This is a genomic window from Mycoavidus cysteinexigens, assembly GCF_003966915.1.
GTDB classification, from domain to species: domain Bacteria; phylum Pseudomonadota; class Gammaproteobacteria; order Burkholderiales; family Burkholderiaceae; genus Mycoavidus; species Mycoavidus cysteinexigens.
The window spans coordinates 1-18,067 of record NZ_AP018150.1 but is presented as its reverse complement, the minus strand read 5'-3'; the positions used below and the strand labels follow the sequence as shown (position 1 = coordinate 18,067).

Sequence of the window (18,067 nt, the reverse complement as noted above, 5' to 3'; positions counted from 1 at the left end):
ACATTTGCTGAAAAGATTTATCGGATGAACAAAGTAAACAACTCAGCACTAGAAAAAAGGATGCTTGGATGAGTGCGCGCAAAATTACAGTACGTCGCTCAGGCATACATGGAAGAGGGGTATTTGCGGTGCGCCGGCTGGTTGCAGGCGAGCGTATTTTTGAATATAAAGGCGAGCATATTTCATGGGATGAAGCTGAAAAACGTCACCCTTGGAATCCCGATGAACCCAATCACACCTTTTATTTCGCCTTGGAAGACGGTGATGTAATTGATGCTAATTTTGGCGGCAATAGCGCGCGTTGGGTGAATCATTCATGTGCGCCAAATTGCCATGCTGAAGAAGTTGATGGGCGTGTGTATATTTATGCGTCACGCGTGATCGAAGCAGGCAAAGAATTATTTTATGATTATGGGCTAGTTTGCGATGCACGCCATACTAAAGCATTGAAACTTGCCTATGCATGTCACTGTGGCACGCGTAAATGCCGCAAAACAATGCTCGCGCCAAAAAGATGAATACTTCAGTAAAGGAAGAAATTTACGTAAGTACAGATGTCGAAGCAGATGGTCCAATTCCTGGACCGCATTCAATGCTCAGTTTTGCTTCAGCTGCTTACACTTCAGATAAGCGTCTAGTAGCGACTTTTAGCGCAAACCTCGAAACGTTGCCAGAGGCCACTGCGCACCCCGTGCAGGCCGCTTGGTGGAAAACACAGCCGCAGGCATGGGCTGCTAGCAGGCAGAGCTTACAAGCCCCTCAGCAGGCGTTGACGGACTATGTTGCGTGGGTTGAAGCACTGCCAGGTAAACCGGTATTCGTCGCTTTTCCGGCGGGTTTTGATTTCACCTTCATGTTTTGGTACATGATGCATTTTGTCGGCCGATGCCCGTTTTCTTGGTCAGCGCTTGATATTAAGACGCTGGCCTTTGCCATGACGGGCTTGCCCTATCGGAAATGCATTAAACCGCGTTTTCCCGCACATTGGTTTGATCAGCATCCACATACTCATGTTGCGCTGGATGATGCAATCGAACAAGGTGCGTTATTTTGTAATATGTTGGCTGAGTTGCGGGCGCAACAAAAAAATAGTTCTGACTTATGAAAATTAAAAAAAATCGCTTTACCTTGCCACTAGTTGCGATTGAGGTAGGTCGTCAATAGTGGACGCCATAAATAAAGTCATGCGATATAGAGTTGTTGATAAAATTGTTGTGCAAAGATAGCGGGAGGCAAATACCCAAGCCTTGAATGCCTACGCTGCCGGTTATAAAAGAGCTCGATATATTCGCTAATTTCGTTGCGAGCATGCTCACGAGTTAAGTATCGTCGGTGATGGACGAGTTCATTTTTAAGTGATCCCCAGAAGCTTTCCATTGGGGCATTATCATAGCAACTGCCTGTGCGACTCATAGAAGGTTGCATTTTGAATTGTCGTAATAAAGCCTGGTACTCATATGCGCAATATTGGCTCCCGCGATCGGAATGATGAATCAGTCCTGCGGCTGGCCGTTTTGCCGTAGTAGCCCGAAACAGCGCTTGGCTGACTAGGGGGACGGTCATGCGATCACTCATCGCATAGCCAACGATTTCGCAAGTAAATAGGTCTTTGATCGCCGCCAGGTAAAGCCAACCCTCTGCCGTCGCGACATAGGTTATGTCCGTTAACCATACTTGATTGGGGCCATTTGCTTCGAATTTTTGATTTAGCAGATTTTCAGCGATTGGCAGGCGATGCTTCGAGTGCGTCGTCGTTATGAATTTGCGTTTTTGTTTGGCTCTAATGCCAAGCTCACGGCGTAAGCGCTTGAGTCGTCCAAGTCCCACCATCCAACCACATTCCTTGAGTTCATGGTGCAGTCGTAGCGAGCCATAGACACCGCGTGTACGCTCGTGCGCAACTTTAATCTCTATCTCCAAACACGCATTTTCCTTGGATCGTGCTGAGGGCTTACGGCCTAGCCACATCAGATAACCGCTCTTGGATACATCCAGCGCTCGGCATAGCATTGGCAGCGTATACTCGTGTCGTTGTTTCTTGATAAATGCGTACTTCACATGGATTCCTTTGCAAAGTACGCGGCCGCCTTTTTTAGTATCGTACGCTCCATGCGCAGCTCAGCATTCTCTTTGCGTAGCCTTGATAGTTCCGCCTCTTGCTCGCTTATTTCTCGACGATTGGCCCCCATCTGATCGAGTTTCCCATTACGGGCCTGCGATAACCAATTCCCTATTGTCTTGATCGATAACGATAAACGCTTTGCCACATCTGTCACCCTCTCTTTACCTTCTAAGATCGGTTTGACTGCTTGTCTTCTAAATTCTTGCGTAAATTTCTGTCTTGGTAATTTTTCTATTTTGGTCCTTTCGACGCTTTTCTTCTTCATTCATGGCGTACACCAAAACGATACTAGCTCAAACTACTGATAAATGTCGATATGTTGAACAAGCCAAAGGCGCTGACAGGCTTGGCCAAATAGGCACACGATCGGTTATTTCTGTTTGCTCTAGGAGTACACGGACACATATGATCGTCGGCAAAAAGGTAGGACCTAAACTACTCGTGTCATTTATTCGGAACGCGGTAAGCCCGACTCATCGCCTTACCCTCTAGTCATTAGAAGGCGGCAGGCAACCTGCAAGGGAAGCTGTTGATGGAGCGGGTATGGGATTGTGGAAGAAGCGAAAGCCTGGGTGTAATGCCTCGGATAAGGATTCTAACTTTGTCCTGACCTGAAAGGGTGCCCACTTCCGCAGGGTATGACAGTCGTAAGCAACTGAGGCGACTCAAGTAATCAGTATTTAATGTTCTAACGAGGCGTAATCTCCCATGGGGACCAAAAGCCATCTGGCGACAAAGATTATCCGAGGAAAGCATGAGAGTAACTGGCAGCAAACAAGCCCGTTCTGCATCCTCGCATATTCCTACAGACTGGGTTTCGATTGATTGGAAGCGAGTCCAAAGAAATGTGAGAGTCGTGCAGCACCGCTTAGCGAAGGCAACACAGGAGGGCAACTGGCGCAAAGTGAAAGCCTTGCAACGGATGCTTACCCGCTCGTTTAGTGCGAAAGCATTGGCAGTCAAACGAGTTACGGAAAACCAAGGCAAACGAACCGCGGGTGTGGACAACAAGCTGTGGGATACGCCACAGAAGAAGTTCAAAGCAATTGCCGAATTAAAAAAGCAGCAGTATAGACCCTTGCCGCTACGCAGGGTCTATATTCCAAAATCGAATGGGAAAGAACGCCCGTTGGGCATCCTGACCATGCGTGATAGAGCAATGCAGGCTCTGTATTTATTAGCTCTTGATCCGGTGTTGGAATCAGTGAGTGATCCAAACTCATATGGGTTTAGGAAAAATCGCTGTACGGCGGATGCGATGGGGCAACTATTCACCCAACTGAGCAGAAAGAGCTCAGCCCAATGGGTGCTAGATGCGGACATCGAAAACTTTTTTGACCAAATTTCAAAAGACTGGATGCTCGATAACGTCCACGTGGACAAGTCGATGCTACGGAAGTGGCTGAAATCTGGGGTCATTGACCGAGGGCAATTGCAAAACACAACCGCAGGCGTCCCGCAGGGAGGAATTATTTCACCAGCAGCGGCGAATTGGACGTTGAATGGTTTGGAAACACAACTCATCGCACATCTGAAAGCGAAGTGGGGTGTACGCCAAACTAAGAAACTGAAAGTTGGGGTAGTGCGCTATTGTGATGATTTTGTTGTGACTGGCATCTCGAAAGAACTGCTAGAAACGGAGATTAAGCCTTGGATTGAAGCTTTCCTTGCTGAGAGAGGACTGCAACTGTCTACGGCTAAAACACGCATCGTGCATATCAACGAAGGTTTCGACTTCCTTGGGTGGCACTTCCGTAAGTATTCGGAAAAGCTGCTGATCAAGCCGAGTAAAAAAAATGCACAAGCATTCTATGAAAAGCTGAGGATAGTCATCAATGACAATTTAGGGGTTAGGCAAGAAGACCTAATCCGACTGCTGAACCCGATACTACGGGGCTGGGCTCAATACCATAGCCCAGTATGCGCCAAGAAAATGTTCTCCCGCATAGAGTCGCTGCTGTTCGAACGACTCTGGCGCTGGGCATGCCGCAGGCATCCAAAAAAGGGGCGCAGATGGGTACGCCTGAAGTATTGGCACAAAGTCGGCAATCGTCATTGGGTGTTTGCTGCAGAAATAGAACGAAAGGATGACAGTAAGGGACTAATGGAGCTGTACAACTTGTCCGGCACTCCCATAAAGCGACACAGAAAAGTTAAGCAAAACTATCACCCCTATAATCCCGAGTGGGAGCTATACGGCGAAACCCTCCGGCAAGAGCGCATGTTGAAAAACATGAGCTATCGTGCCCAATGGGCAAAGCTGTACGCTAGCCAAAGGGGTCTATGCGCATTATGTGAATGTGAGATGGATATGGACACCGGTTGGCATGACCACCATATCGTATACCGTATGGATGGCGGCTCCGATGCCCTTAGTAATCGGGCACTGCTCCACCCTAGCTGTCATGCACGAGCTCACAGCCTTGGTTTGAAAGTAGTGAAACCGGCCCCAGCATGGGGCTTATGTTGTGCTTGAGCCGTATACCGGGAAACTGGTACGTACGGATCTGAGGGGGCGGTGACGTAGTAATGCGCTGCTGCTACCCGACTCTAGCTTGGCTTTAGCAACATCGATACTTAGGTAAAACATCTTTGCCCTTTCAATTTTAATAGTTGAATACCAACTCACTCACTTAACTTGTACATACAGGGTCGAACCCTTGGCTACCGTGCAGTGTTCTGCTGGTGAGAAGAAGGTGGAGGGTTTAATCTTCTGTGCAAGGACTAGGTCTTAGTTAACCCCAAAAGCTCTCTTCACCTTGTATCATTGCTTTTGCGATGGTTAGCTACCATCACAGATAAAATGATACAAGTTAGCTCTTGCAGCTTAACCTTCTACTTTTAAAAAACTTTAAAAAGGGGAGAATTACCATTCAGGCATGAAGTCGCTCTTCTATCAGAAACGGTTTCTCTTTTAGCATCATCTCCGCCTGCGGTTGGGCAGCCAGCAAGGCTTGAGTCACCGTAACGGTTTGTTCAGGGGTGAGGGGATCGGATTGTCCCGGCCCAGTCTCTGTATAAAAATGAAGTCTGCGGTCTTGAATATAGAGTGGTGCAATCTGCCTATAGCTATGTGGAAATAAGACGCTGGTATAGAGGGTCTGGATCTGACCCAACGCTAAGCTTGGAAGTGCACGGTAAAGCTGATTAAGATGCAGACCTAACACCTCGGTAGCCGCAGATCTGACAGGCGCGCTATTGTCATGCTGTAGAGCACAAATCAAGGCGAAAATGGCGGCCTCAGGCAGCATTTTCTGGGTACGTAATGCTCGGGCAGCCACAGCCATGGCTTTCTCATTATCATGCCGTAGAGCGTGGATCAACGCAAAAATGACGGCCTCCGGCAGAGTGCCATATCGACCTAGTGCCTCGATAACCTCATAATAATGCTGACCATCCTTTCTGCTATTCTTTCTGTCATCGACAAGAGCGCGAATCAAGGCGGAAATAGCGGGCTCACGCAGCGCTTTCTGGCCACCTAATGCACTGGCAGCCGCCTTTTCGACCTCGTAATTATCGTACTGCAGAGCCCGGATCAACGCAAAAATAGCGGTATCAGACAATCCGTCTTGTCGGCCCAACGCCCGGGCAGCCTCAAGTATGACCCCCTCCATATTGTCATTTAGAGCTCGGATCAAGGCGGAAATAGCTGGCTCACCCAGCATTTTCTGCTCACCTAATGCACTGGCAGCCGCCTTTCTGACAACCCATTTTTCATCCGTTAGAGCGTGGATTAAGACGGAAATGACGGTTTCAGACCGCGTGTCCTGTCGAGCTAACGTCCAAGCAGCTACAGACTTGGCTCTCTCCTTCTCATTGTCATCCTGTAGAACGCGGATCAAGGCGGAAACGACGGGCTCATGCAGTATCTTCTGGCTCTTTAATGAGTTTACAGCCGCATCCCTGATAAACCAGTTTTCATCCTGTAAAGCACGGATGAACGCGGGAATAGCCGCCTCAGGCAGCATTTCCTGTTTACCTAATGCCCTAGCAGCTTCAATCTTGATATCTTTGTTTTCATTCTCTAAAGCGCGAACCAAGGCAGGAATGGCTGCCATTTGTAGCATTTTCTGTTTACCTAATACCTTCGCAGCTACAACCCTGACTTCCTCCCTGAGGTCATCCTGTAGAGCGCAGATCAAAGAGGAAATGGCAGACTCAGGCAGCGTTTCGTAATAGGCCTCTTCTAATATCGAGGCAGCGGCCCTCCTGACAAACCCTTTGTCATCCCGTAAAGCACAACAGATCAAGGCGGAAAAGGCAGGTTCAGACAGCGTCCTCTGACCGCGCAATACCCAGGAGGCTATACGCCTGGCAGACTCATTATCCCAATCCCATAGAGCGTAGATTAAGGTGGAAATAACGGGCTCAGACAGCGCTTTCTGTGCGCGCAATGCCGATTTGACTGCCTGCCCGACTGGCCAGTCTTCATCTGCGCAGATGCGGAGCAAAGCGGAAATAGCATCCTCAGACAGCGCTTTTTGTTTGCTTAATGCACTAGCAATCTCAGCTCTGATAGACAACCCGTTGCCATCCCGTAAAACGCCGATCAAGTTGGAGATGGCGGGCTCAGATAAGGTTTGAATGCCTAATGTCCTGGCAGCTGCAACCCTGGCATCCTCTTTCTGGTTGCCATCCTTTAGCATGCAGATCAAAGCGGAAATGGCAGCTTCAGACAGCGTTTTCTGGACACCTAATACCTCGACAAGTGCAGACCTGATCAGCGTATCCCCATCCTGCAAAGCGCAGATCAAGGCGGAAATGGCAGCTTCAGACAACGTTTTCTGGCCACTTAATACCTTAACAAGTGCAGACCTGACAGACGGCGTATCCTCATTCTGAAAAGCGCAGATCAAGGCGGAAATGGCAGCTTCAGACAATGTTTTCTGGCCACTTAATACCTTAACAAGTGCAGACCTGACAGACGGCGTATCCTCATTCTGCAAAGCGCAGATCAAAGCGGAAATGACAACCTCATACAGCGGATTCCGTTGATCTAATTCTAATCCATAGACTGCGGACGCCCTGATATTCTCATCATGGTCGTTCCGTAGAGTGCTGACCAAGGCAAAAATGATGCGCTTAGACAGCGGTTTCTGTTTGCGTAGTGCCCAGAGAGCCTCCCACCTGACCTGCTTATCATGGTGCCCCTGTAACGCAAAGATCAAGCCAGAAATGGCGTTGCCAGACAAAAAGGAGCGTTCTCTTAAGATTCGAATAATCTTCCCTTCCTTGCCCTTAAGCTGATTGAGCAACAGATGCTCCGGAAAAGTCCTCTGACGACCTAATCCGCTCCAGCTATTTTCGCTACATTCCAGCTCAAAATGAAACCACTGGATTAATCCTTTTTCCAGCATTTCGACCGTTGTTTTGTTTAATTGAGTGCGCGCCTCATTTAAGCACCCTATCATCACCTGCTGATGACGACTGCCGATCAGATCTCGCGGCGATTGATTCAATACATTAAAGAAATTTTCCAATGCAACGCCTTTGAGCAATCCAGCCACCATCCACCATACAATCTCATACCGTGGATTGTATTTATGTGTAGCGATAAACGCTTCCAGCTCATTCCGGCTCGGCGTAGCGCCCAAACCCTTTTGCACAATGTGGGAAAGGACGGATGCACTTTCCACTTTTGCATATGCTTGTAGCTGCTGTACTAGGAATTTCGCCGCAAAGAACTCTTGAAACGTTAAATGCAGAAAATGATAGTGACGCTCCGATTCAGGCCGATGCGCATCCGCTGTATGCAAATACGACGTCTTTTTCAAATCGTCTGTAAAGCTGAAAGAGAATTCTTTCCCTGGAAATTTATCCTCAAGTTCTGCTTGGAATTGATCCAGCTCTTCCGAACTAAATTCTATTTTTCCTTTCTCTAACCCCTTAAAGGCTAAATACCCTAAATAATGGATCTCATCCTCCATCAATTTTTCTAATTTAGCCTTTGAGGAAATTTGAATGACGTTAGACGCTAATGGTTTGCCTTTGTCTTGTTTCTCTAACCGAACGCCGTCTTTACGCCATAATTTATCGACCATCGCCTCGTACAGCATGGCCATAGTTGGGATCTCTTGTTCTTTGGGTAGGCTATCCCAGCTATAACACAGTGCATCCAGCTGAATTGGAATATTAACCAATCCTTGAATCAACGGCGTGCGGTCTATAAAATACTGAATGGCCGCTTGGTCCAATTTAGGCGCGAATTTCTGAATATACGCTTGCACATTATCCGGATTAAAACCGACCGTTTCCAACACCAAATCCAACTGCCCCAACAGTTTGGTATCCACCCCGGCAGGTCGGGAGGTGATCACCACATGCGCCTGATTGAGCAACGTCTGTAAAAAATCCTTTAAAGGCCTGCCTTCGTTGAGTTCCCCAACGATTTCATCCAAGCCATCTAAGATAAACAGCGTTTTATCCTGATGCATGTAAAAGGCCTTTGCTAACGTCTGCGCTTGGCTGCTTTCATAGCCCACAAAATACTGATTGCACAGCAGAACTTCCAAGCGTTTAGGGGAATGCGCCTTGAGTTGCCGCAATGGCACCCACAACACGCTCTCAAATCGATCCTGCCAAAGTCCATTCTCATGGTATTCATACACTAGCTTTTTGCACAGCGTCGTTTTGCCTATCCCTGCACGCCCCTGAATTAAAATCCGTTTAGGGACCCCTTCTGAGCCGTCTCGTAATTTTTGCGCCTCAAAAAGTTTTTCTAGGGCAATCAATTTGTTTAAATTCGTTGACTCAAGCCGCTGCTGCTCACTGCTGGGCAGGCGTTCAAAAGTTGCCGCTTGCTTTTCCAACTCTTTTTTGTCTTTTTCACGTTGCGCCTGACTTTCTACAATCGCCAGATTGATATAACAGTCTTTCAGTGAGGCAATTTCACCCGATACGCGCTGAATCGACAGATTAGATAATTGGTAATGCTGATACAGTGCATTGCGCAAGCTGCCTAACGAGACCGCATGAGGTTGCCTAGCCTCTGAATTCGGTGAGTAGTAATGCACGTTGACCGTATTATTCTTGCCATGGACTGGAGCATTAATTGTACCTTGGCAGTTTTGTACGACAATCTTTCCTTCGGTACCCGCTTGAATAGAAACGGGGGGAGAGTAAGGTGAAAAATTGGGCCGATGCGCTGCAGACGCTGAATTGTTTATTGGGACCGAAGGGTGTTGTATTGAGGAGGCGTCTGAGTCGTTCTCTCTGGCTAAAAAAGCGGCGTATTCAGCGCTTATATGAGCGAGCGCTATTTCTCTTGGATGGCCAGGATTTCTTGCGAGTTCCGCTGTCGCCAGTTGTATAGCGGCGTTATAGGATTTTTCAGCATTGGCCCGGTCACCTGCGGCGATATGCGCCTGGGCCACCGCCACATAGTTTTGGGGCGTTATTATCGTTGCTGGCAGAGTTGCTCGCAAACTTTGCCCCCAGCCGGATATGTTCAAAATGCTTTCTCCTGTCCATTCAAACTTTTTATATTTCAAAAAGCGGTTTCTAGAAGCTTCTCTAAAATGTGAAAAGTTTATCTTTTCTATTCGCTGAATACATAGACAACCGCCTTCCATTTCTCTTTCTGTCATGCTGCAACGCGTCTTTATCCGCGAACCTTTTCTAAGGCCTGGCTTTAAACAATGCTGATGGCTATCTCAGCGCGATTCTATCAGAGCATTTTGAGCGAGTTCTCAAGGGTGAGAGTTTTCCCACAGCCACGGCCGATTCCGGGCTCGTGGCCCGGGAAAATCTCTCTTTTTTGCTCTCGCCTTGTTTGATAACTCGTAATTTCAGTCAAAGACACCTGTTGAGGCAATGGGTTCGATAAAACGTTGAAATGCGGAAAATCTTTTTAAAGACCGCAGATCGCCAAATCGTCCGAAAAGTAACGATTTCGGTCATGCCTATTCATAGATGTACAGAAATAAGCTAAATGTATTTCGGATGTAAGCTTTAATTCGTACCTCATTTTCGGACTAATTCAGTCGTGCCAGTGGGTACTGCTGTATATCGAGAGATGGCTCAAGGCACCCGTACAGTTGCAAGGTGGGTCGGTGCAAACTAGGGATAGGAGCACGCCGCGAGGCGGAGTGATCACGCCCCCAACAAAATTGCAAACATTCTAGAATTTATCCTGCGCATTCCCCGCGCAGTGCTACGTCCCCCATACGGTATAGCGTTTAGCTACCAGGTTACCAATCCCCTTCCACTATGCAGTGCGCTACAAGTATTTATGGCGAATGATCAGCTATAAATCGTGAAGAGCACTTATGCCTATAAAAAAGAGGCGTATATCAATACGCATCACCTATGAACCGAATCGGTTATCAAAGGGTAATTTAACAGCGGCTTATGAAGTATTAATTCCAAAGATTAAATCTTCATTGGAAATAGATGTCATAAGCAGCAACTCTACGGAACACGATATGTTATTAAAGCAAGTGAAAGGAGAAGCGGCATGACCGTAGTTGCACTCTATGCAAGGGTTTCATCAGATAAACAGGCTAAAGCTGATACGATTGCGAGTCAAATCGTAGCATTGGAAGCTCATATTCACTCAGAAGGCTATGTGCTAGCTGATGCATTTAGATTTATCGATAATGGCTACAGTGGGTCGAATTTAAATCGTCCTGCTTTAGAGCAGTTACGTGATAAAGTCGCAGGAGGAGAAATTGACAAAATTTATCTTCATTCACCAGATCGTTTATCTCGTCGATATGCATATCAAATGATATTGCTTGAAGAATTTGAAAAAGGTGGAGCAGAAGTTATATTTTTAAACTGTCAAATAACGGATAGTCCTGAATCACATTTATTATTACAAATGCAAGGCATGATAGCCGAATATGAACGAGCAAAAATTATGGAGCGGCATCGTAGAGGAAAAATTCATGCGGCTAAAAAAGGCCATATAAATGTTTTGGGTGGTGCGCCTTATGGTTATCGATATATAGATAAATATACTGGTGCAGGACAAGCCCTTTATGAAATACATGAAGCAGAGTCTGTTGTGGTGCAACGTATATTTGCTTGGATAGGACAAGAGCGTCTCTCGATAGGAGAAGTATGTCGCAGGCTTAAGGAAGAGAATACCTGTTCTCCCACAGGCAAGCCTTATTGGGATAGAAGCGTCATTTGGACACTACTAAAAAATCCAGCGTATAAAGGTCTGGCTGCATTTGGAAAAACTAAAACGACAGCTATATTACCGAGAATCAGGCCACAAAAACATTCCTGTGTTCAGCCCAGAAGAAATTATTCTGTTTCTACAGTCGACAAAGAAAATTGGATTTATATTCCGGTTCCTGTATTAGTTAATGAGGATTTGTTCGAAATCGCGCAAGAACAACTCAACGAAAATAAGAAGTTAGCCCGGACGAGACAACGAGGGGCCAGTTATTTACTTCAAGGGTTAGTGGTATGTCAGTGTTGCAAGTATGCTTATTATGGGAAACCCGTTCGAAACAAACGAGGAGAAAAAATTGATCATTATGCATATTATCGGTGTATTGGAACGGATGCATATCGTTTTGGTGGAAATAGAATCTGCGATAATAAACAAATCCGAACTGATACTCTAGAAATGGCGGTATGGGAAGAAATCAAATATTTATTACAAAATCCAGATCGACTGGCGCAAGAATATCAATGTAGACTTGCAGAAATAGAAAATATACCTTTAGAGCAGAAAAGTATTACACTTGAAAAACAAATTTCTAAATTACAGCAAGGTATTTCACGACTCATTGATGGATATACTCAAGGATATATTAATAAAGAAGAATTTGAACCTAGAATTAAAACCATGAAACAACACTTAAGTAATTATGAGGAGAACAAACAAAAAATATTTGATAAAAAACGGGTAAAAAATGAATTGACGTTGATTATGACTTGTTTAGAATAGTTTGCTTTGAAGGTACAATCCAAGCTTGAGTGCGCCGATTGGTCCGCCAAACGTGAGCTCATCAGGGCCTTAGTCAAGCGGATTGAGATTAACCAACAGGATGTGAATGTGGTCTTTCGCATATCACCTCCTGACTTGCTGGACGTGCCACAAGGGGGTGGTTACGAATGTTTGCAACATTGTGAGGGGCGTAATCAGCCCAATTTTATCGAATCTATTTCTGCACTATGTGTTCGACAAATGAATGCAGCGCAACCACTCGGACAAACCTTTTGAACGATATGCTGACGGCGCGATCGTGCATTGCAAGTCACGGAAGGCGGCTGAACGCCTGCTGCAAGAAATCGATTCTTGCGGGCTTAGCATGCACTCGGGCAAGACGAAAGTGGTTTACTGCAAGGGTGGATCGAGGCAGGGTCACTATCCGGTGACCCACTCCGATTTTCTGGAATACAGATTCCAGCGGCGATGGCACGCTGTTCCTCAGCTTTCTGCCCGCAGTGAGCGTGAAGGCGGCCAAAGCGATGCGCGAGAAAAGTTCACGGCGGCTTTATAAAAGCCGCCGATAGAGTTAACCAATCGTATCAATATTCCTAGCCCGCAACGCATTCGACTCAATAAACGCGCGCCGTGGCTCAACTTCGTCGCCCATTAACGTTGTAAAGATATTATCAGCCGCAATCGCATCCTCAAGTTGCACGCGTAACAGGCGTCGCACATTTGGATCCATCGTGGTTTCCCACAGCTGACTTGGATTCATTTCACCCAGACCTTTGTAACGCTGTTTGCTAACGTTGCGTTCAGCATCGCTAAATAGCCATTTCATCGCACTCTTAAAATCATGCACGGCGCTGCTGCGTTCACCACGCTTAATGAACGCACCCTTATTAATTAAGCCTTTAAGAGTTTGTGCGGTGGTGTGTAATTGCTGGAAATCAGACGTGGCTAGAAATTCTTCATCAATCACGCTGATTTTTAGATTGCCATGATGGCTGCGTTCGATGCGCAGTGAATGAGATTCAAGGGTCTCATCATAGACCGGACGTACGCGAATTTCAGGCTTAAGTGGATCATCACGTAATGCTGCTTCGAGCATTTCTGCGCTGGCTTGAGCAGATACCAATGAGGATAGATTAACCTCGACCCCTTCCATAATGGCTTCCAGCGCGCCTGAGTCGATCATTTGGCGCAGGCGGTCAACCACTGCTTCAGAGAGTAAGTAAGAGCGTGTCAGCTCGCCTAGCGTATCTCCTGTGAGGGGTTCAGCGCCTTCTGCTGGCACAAGCTCAGCCCCTTGCAAGGCAAGCCGCAGCATATGTTGGTTTAATTCGTGGTTGTCTTTCAAATAACGCTCTTCTTTACCGTGTTTAATTTTATAAAGCGGAGGTTGAGCAATATAGATATAGCCACGTTCGATCATATCTGGCATTTGCCGGTAGAAGAACGTAAGCAGTAGGGTGCGGATATGCGCGCCATCGACATCCGCATCGGTCATGATGATAATGCGGTGATAACGGAGTTTGTCGAGGTTATAGTCTTCTTTGCCGATACCGCAGCCGAGGGCCGTGATCAGAATCACGATTTGTTCCGACGATAACAATTTGTCGAAGCGTGCTCTTTCGACATTCAGCACTTTACCCCGCAACGGTAAGATGGCTTGAAATTTACGGTCGCGCCCTTGCTTGGCGGAGCCGCCTGCCGAGTCTCCCTCAACAATATAGATCTCTGATTTGGCTGGATCCCGTTCTTGGCAGTCAGCTAATTTGCCAGGTAAGCCGCCACCTTCTAAAATTCCTTTGCGGCGCGTCATTTCGCGCGCTTTACGCGCTGCTTCACGGGCGCGGGCCGCTTCAAGAATCTTGCCGCAAATGATTTTTGCATCATTGGGTGTTTCCAGCAAAAATGCTTCGAGCGCTTTGGCAACTAACTCTTCGACGGGCGCTCGCACTTCTGACGAAACCAGTTTATCTTTGGTTTGCGAACTGAATTTGGGCTCAGGGACCTTCACCGATAAGACACAGGTAAGACCTTCGCGCATATCGTCGCCGGCGGTTTCGGTTTTGTTTTTTTTGCTTTGATCTTGACTCTCAATATATTTATTGAGGACTCGCGTCATAGCGGCCCGTAAACCCGTTAAATGAGCGCCGCCGTCACGTTGTGGGATATTGTTGGTGAAACACTGGACATTTTCGTTATAGCTATCATTCCATTGCATCGCTACTTCGACGCTCACATTCTCTTTTTCCCCGACTGCATGAAAAATCGTTGGATGTAGAGCTTGCTTTGACTTATTAATATATTCAACAAAGCCTTTCACCCCGCCTGAAAAAGCGAAGTCATCTTCTTTGCCCGTGCGCAGATCCGTCAGCCGGATAGACACGCCATTATTTAAGAAAGAAAGCTCGCGTATGCGTTTGGCTAAAATGTCGTAATGGAAGTCAATATCTTTAAAGATTTCTTCGTCGGCTAAAAAGTGTACTTCCGTGCCGCGTTGCTCGGTGGTGCCAATTACGGAAATTGGAGAGACGGGTTCGCCGTTGATTTGTTCGATAACCCGATTTTGTGCAACTCCGCGGTGAAATTCCATCAGATGTTTTTTACCATCGCGGCGAATGATTAGGCGTAGCCATTTTGATAAGGCATTGACGCACGATACGCCAACGCCATGTAAGCCGCCTGAGACTTTATAGCTATTTTGGTCGAATTTGCCGCCAGCATGCAGTTCAGTCATGACAATTTCAGCAGCGCTACGCTTAGGATCATGCTTATCGTTGAACTTTATATCCGTCGGGATGCCGCGGCCATTGTCGGTAACGGAAATCGAATTATCCGCGTGAATCGTGACATGAATGTTGTCGCAATGTCCGGCTAATGCTTCATCGATCGCATTGTCGAGCACTTCAAACACCAAATGATGCAGGCCAGTGCCGTCTGAGGTATCGCCAATATACATTCCGGGCCGTTTGCGGACTGCTTCTAGGCCTTCAAGGATTTGGATCGACGAGGCGCCATAGCTGGTGTCGGATTGCGGTTTTTGCTGATCGGTCATGAAATTCTTCCAGTTTTGCTGGCGTGTTAAAAACGGCAAAGGGGCGCATGGCCCCTGGTGTAATAATCTCTGTGTCTGGGCTTAAATCCGCATGGGCATGACGACGTATTTAAAATCTTCATTGCCTGGAATTGTAAGAAGCACGCTAGAGTTCGAGTTTTCCAAGCTAAATTGCAGCATATCAGCCTTTACATTGGAGAGTACGTCAAGCAAATAGGTTACGTTAAACCCGATATCTGCGGAGACGCCATCATAGGCGATTTCTAGCTCTTCTTGAGCTTCCTCTTGCTCCGCATTATTTGAAGTGATTTTTAATTGACCCGGTGAAATTAGGCAACGCACGCCTTTAAATTTGTCAGAGGTCAAAATAGCGGCGCGCATCAATGCCTGTTGGAATTCGTCGCGGCCGATCATGAAGTTATGAGTATAGCCTTTGGGAATGACACGCTGGAAATCCGGGAATTTACCCTCAACTAATTTAGAAATCAGCTCAATTTGATTAAAAGTAAAACGCGCTTGAGTTGGGGCGAGGTCAATACACAGCGCTTCGTCGCTATCTTCAAGTAAACGCTGTAATTCAAGAATCGTTTTACGCGGGATAATGACTTCTTGCCGCGCGCATGAGCTATCCACCGAAGTTGAAGCAAACGCTAGGCGGTGACCGTCGGTAGCCACAGCCATCAGTTGATCACCATCAATGATGAGTAACATGCCGTTTAAATAATAACGGATGTCTTGTTGAGCCATCGCGAAGTGCACATAGCCGAGCAATTGTCGAAAGGCTTTTTGGCTAACGCTGATGCTTGCCTCGAACGGTTGGCTTTGCGCAATCGTTGGGAACTCGCTTGCAGCAAGTGTTTGCAATGCAAAACGGCTTTTGCCGGATTGTACGGTCAAGCGTTTGTCAGAGAGATTTAGGCTGACTTCTCCAGCCGGCATGGCGCGCAGAATGTCGACCAACTTAAGCGCCGCGACGGTGGTGGCGGCTTGTTCTTCACCAGAGCTTAAATCGGCGCGCGTGGTGATCTGTAACTCAAGATCCGTCGACAAAAATGAGACCTCAGAGCCTTGTTTAGTAATCAGGAGATTAGTCAAAATAGGCAGAGTCGTATTATTGCGGCGTTTCACTACGCCGCTGACTGCTTGCAGTGGGCGCAAAAGCTGATCTCGTTCGGTTTTAACCAATTGCATACATATCCTTTTTAACTTAAACAGGTTGCGCTGAGCTTAGAGTAAGCGCTGATATGTTTTCTATTTAAATGGGCACAGAAAAACCTATATTGTGCCTGAAAAATCACCCTTTCAGGGTTTGTTCTAAAACGTGCAGCTCACGGTTGAGGAGCGCATCTTTGCCACGCGCATTCGCAATTTTGCGCACCGCGTGCAAAACCGTGGTGTGATCGCGCCCCCCAAAGAGCTCACCAATTTCGGGCAGACTCTTTTGCGTCAGCTCTTTGGCTAGATACATCGCAATTTGGCGCGCGCGGGCAATATCCGCCGGCCGTTTTTTCGAATACATGTCGGCGATTTTTATGCCATAACGGTCAGCTACCGTCTTCTGGATATTTTCGACGGAGATTTGCCGATTTTGCACCGTGAGCAAATCTTTCAGCGCTTCTTTCGTCAGCTCAATCGTAATTTCACGTCCATGGAACTTGGCATAGGCGAGGATCTTGCGCAAAGCGCCTTCAAGCTCACGCACATTTGAGCGTAAATGTTTAGCAACAAAAAATGCCACATCTTCGGATAGGCCAACGACGCCCTCTAAAACCGCCTTGCGCAGCAAAATAGCCACGCGCATTTCGAGTTCAGGCGGTTCAATGGCTACGGTTAAACCTGAATCAAAGCGTGAAATCAGCCGATCATCTATGCCAGAAATTTCTTTGGGATACGTGTCACTGGTAATAATAACTTGCGCCTTGTTAGCGACCAGCGCTTCAAAAGCATAGAAAAATTCTTCCTGGGTGCGCGATTTACCGGAAAAAAATTGAATATCATCAATTAGCAAAAGATCAAGCGAATGATAATAACGCTTGAATTCGTCGAAGGCTTTGCGTTGGTAAGCTTTTACCACGTCTGATACATATTGTTCTGCGTGAATGTAGCGAATGCGCGCGCCCAGTTTCTGTTGTCTGAGCTGGTTGCCAATCGCATGGATCACATGCGTTTTGCCTAGACCTACGCCACCATATAAAAAAAGCGGATTATAAGAAACTCCGGGGTTATCGGCGACTTGAATCGCGGCCGCGCGCGCGAGTTGATTGGCTTTGCCTGTGACAAAATTTTCAAAGGTGAGCATCGGGTTAAGTTTAGAGCGCTCTTGCGCGCCGCTGCCCTCGCTCGCAATGGGTAAGGCGCTTGAGCGGTCCGCGTCATCGGCTCCGCCCATCGGCGCAGAGTTAGACAAAGCGATTTGAGTGGAGGAGGCCGCTTCTGCGCGAGGCGTGGAACGGGAATCCGACGCGCTGGCTGTTTGGTTTCCGTTCGCGCGCTGCCCCGTTTTGGGATCAAGGACAAACTGCACGGCTACCGGCTTACGCCAAAAATTGCATGCTATATCAGTAATCCGGCCAGAAAATTGGCTTTTGACCCAATCGAGCTTAAAGCGATTTGGCGCGGCAATGCGCAAAGTGTTGGCCTCAGTATCAAATTCAAGCAAAGAGAGTGGCTTGATCCAAGTCAAATATTGTTGGGAGGGAAGCTCTTGCTCCAGTAAGGTGGAACATTGTTGCCAAAAATCATTCATAAATTCAATCGAAGCGCGGGCCAAATGAATTCAGCGCAGCAAAATAGGGCGAGAAATGCGCGCCGCGCATAACAAAAACAACCAAAAATAGCCGGGATAAGTAGCCTAACATGAAGCGGCAACCCATTTAGACGAGGCTGGAATTCCAGCGTAAATGCAATTCTACCGCCAAAACCATCGGACGGGACACTTATCCACAAGACAACGAGACCCTTGCAAGTGGTATGCGCCACCTTACACGACCAG

Annotated in this window: 10 protein-coding genes; 5 read left to right on the top strand and 5 right to left on the bottom strand. The window is 47.1% G+C overall.

The window, feature by feature from the left end:
• Positions 1–68 precede the first annotated feature (68 nt).
• Both MCB1EB_RS00050 and MCB1EB_RS00045 read left to right on the top strand, forming a co-directional pair.
• Entirely contained in the window at positions 69–518 is a 450-nt protein-coding gene (locus tag MCB1EB_RS00050; protein WP_045363975.1) for an SET domain-containing protein, read from the top strand.
• Positions 515–1,105, top strand: a complete 591-nt coding sequence (locus tag MCB1EB_RS00045) for a 3'-5' exonuclease family protein (RefSeq protein ID WP_045363978.1) — start codon at positions 515–517, stop codon at positions 1,103–1,105. Before MCB1EB_RS00050 ends, MCB1EB_RS00045 begins: the two co-directional genes overlap by 4 nt.
• Before the next feature lie 77 nt (positions 1,106–1,182).
• Here MCB1EB_RS00045 and MCB1EB_RS00040 read toward each other — a convergent pair.
• Positions 1,183–2,387 (bottom strand): IS3 family transposase gene (locus MCB1EB_RS00040; RefSeq protein ID WP_126353800.1). Its coding sequence is split into 2 segments (ribosomal slippage): positions 1,183–2,096 and positions 2,096–2,387, totalling 1,206 coding nucleotides; the frame shifts between segments, so codons are not numbered across the junction.
• Between the two features lie 489 nt (positions 2,388–2,876).
• On the opposite strand from MCB1EB_RS00040, the gene ltrA reads away from it, so the two are divergent.
• Positions 2,877–4,598, top strand: a complete 1,722-nt coding sequence (gene ltrA / locus MCB1EB_RS00035; protein WP_045363980.1) for a group II intron reverse transcriptase/maturase — start codon at positions 2,877–2,879, stop codon at positions 4,596–4,598.
• A 397-nt stretch (positions 4,599–4,995) separates the two neighbouring features.
• On the opposite strand, the gene MCB1EB_RS00030 is transcribed toward ltrA, so the two are convergent.
• A complete protein-coding gene (locus MCB1EB_RS00030; protein WP_161566154.1) occupies positions 4,996–9,573 on the bottom strand; it encodes a HEAT repeat domain-containing protein in 4,578 nt (1,525 codons plus the stop codon).
• 1,004 nt (positions 9,574–10,577) lie between these two features.
• On the opposite strand from MCB1EB_RS00030, the gene MCB1EB_RS00025 reads away from it, so the two are divergent.
• Both MCB1EB_RS00025 and MCB1EB_RS00020 read left to right on the top strand, forming a co-directional pair.
• Positions 10,578–12,026 (top strand): recombinase family protein, encoded by a 1,449-nt coding sequence (locus tag MCB1EB_RS00025; RefSeq protein WP_052393896.1) that lies wholly within the window; start codon positions 10,578–10,580, stop codon positions 12,024–12,026.
• Between the two features lie 244 nt (positions 12,027–12,270).
• Positions 12,271–12,582, top strand: a complete 312-nt coding sequence (locus MCB1EB_RS00020; protein ID WP_045363989.1) for a hypothetical protein — start codon at positions 12,271–12,273, stop codon at positions 12,580–12,582.
• Positions 12,583–12,597: 15 nt separating this feature from the next.
• Here MCB1EB_RS00020 and gyrB read toward each other — a convergent pair whose 3' ends face one another.
• The 3 genes from gyrB to dnaA form a co-directional block, all read right to left on the bottom strand.
• Positions 12,598–15,075 carry a DNA topoisomerase (ATP-hydrolyzing) subunit B gene (gyrB, locus tag MCB1EB_RS00015; RefSeq protein ID WP_045363993.1) on the bottom strand — a complete coding sequence of 826 codons (2,478 nt, stop codon included), beginning with the start codon at positions 15,073–15,075 and terminating at the stop codon, positions 12,598–12,600.
• A gap of 81 nt (positions 15,076–15,156) precedes the next feature.
• Positions 15,157–16,266 carry a DNA polymerase III subunit beta gene (dnaN, locus tag MCB1EB_RS00010; protein ID WP_026921713.1) on the bottom strand — a complete coding sequence of 370 codons (1,110 nt, stop codon included), beginning with the start codon at positions 16,264–16,266 and terminating at the stop codon, positions 15,157–15,159.
• A 103-nt stretch (positions 16,267–16,369) separates the two neighbouring features.
• On the bottom strand, positions 16,370–17,821 hold the full coding sequence (gene dnaA, locus MCB1EB_RS00005; RefSeq protein WP_045363997.1) for a chromosomal replication initiator protein DnaA: 1,452 nt from the start codon (positions 17,819–17,821) through the stop codon (positions 16,370–16,372).
• Positions 17,822–18,067: the final 246 nt, after the last annotated feature.

What these genes read in the sequence shown, in the direction of transcription:
- MCB1EB_RS00050 (WP_045363975.1), top strand. Translation starts at nt 69, where the DNA reads ATGAGTGCGCGCAAAATTACAGTACGTCGCTCAGGCATACATGGAAGA.
- MCB1EB_RS00045 (WP_045363978.1), top strand. Translation starts at nt 515, where the DNA reads ATGAATACTTCAGTAAAGGAAGAAATTTACGTAAGTACAGATGTCGAA.
- ltrA (WP_045363980.1), top strand. Translation starts at nt 2,877, where the DNA reads ATGAGAGTAACTGGCAGCAAACAAGCCCGTTCTGCATCCTCGCATATT.
- MCB1EB_RS00025 (WP_052393896.1), top strand. Translation starts at nt 10,578, where the DNA reads ATGACCGTAGTTGCACTCTATGCAAGGGTTTCATCAGATAAACAGGCT.
- MCB1EB_RS00020 (WP_045363989.1), top strand. Translation starts at nt 12,271, where the DNA reads ATGCAGCGCAACCACTCGGACAAACCTTTTGAACGATATGCTGACGGC.
- gyrB (WP_045363993.1), bottom strand. Translation starts at nt 15,075, where the DNA reads ATGACCGATCAGCAAAAACCGCAATCCGACACCAGCTATGGCGCCTCG.
- dnaN (WP_026921713.1), bottom strand. Translation starts at nt 16,266, where the DNA reads ATGCAATTGGTTAAAACCGAACGAGATCAGCTTTTGCGCCCACTGCAA.
- dnaA (WP_045363997.1), bottom strand. Translation starts at nt 17,821, where the DNA reads ATGAATGATTTTTGGCAACAATGTTCCACCTTACTGGAGCAAGAGCTT.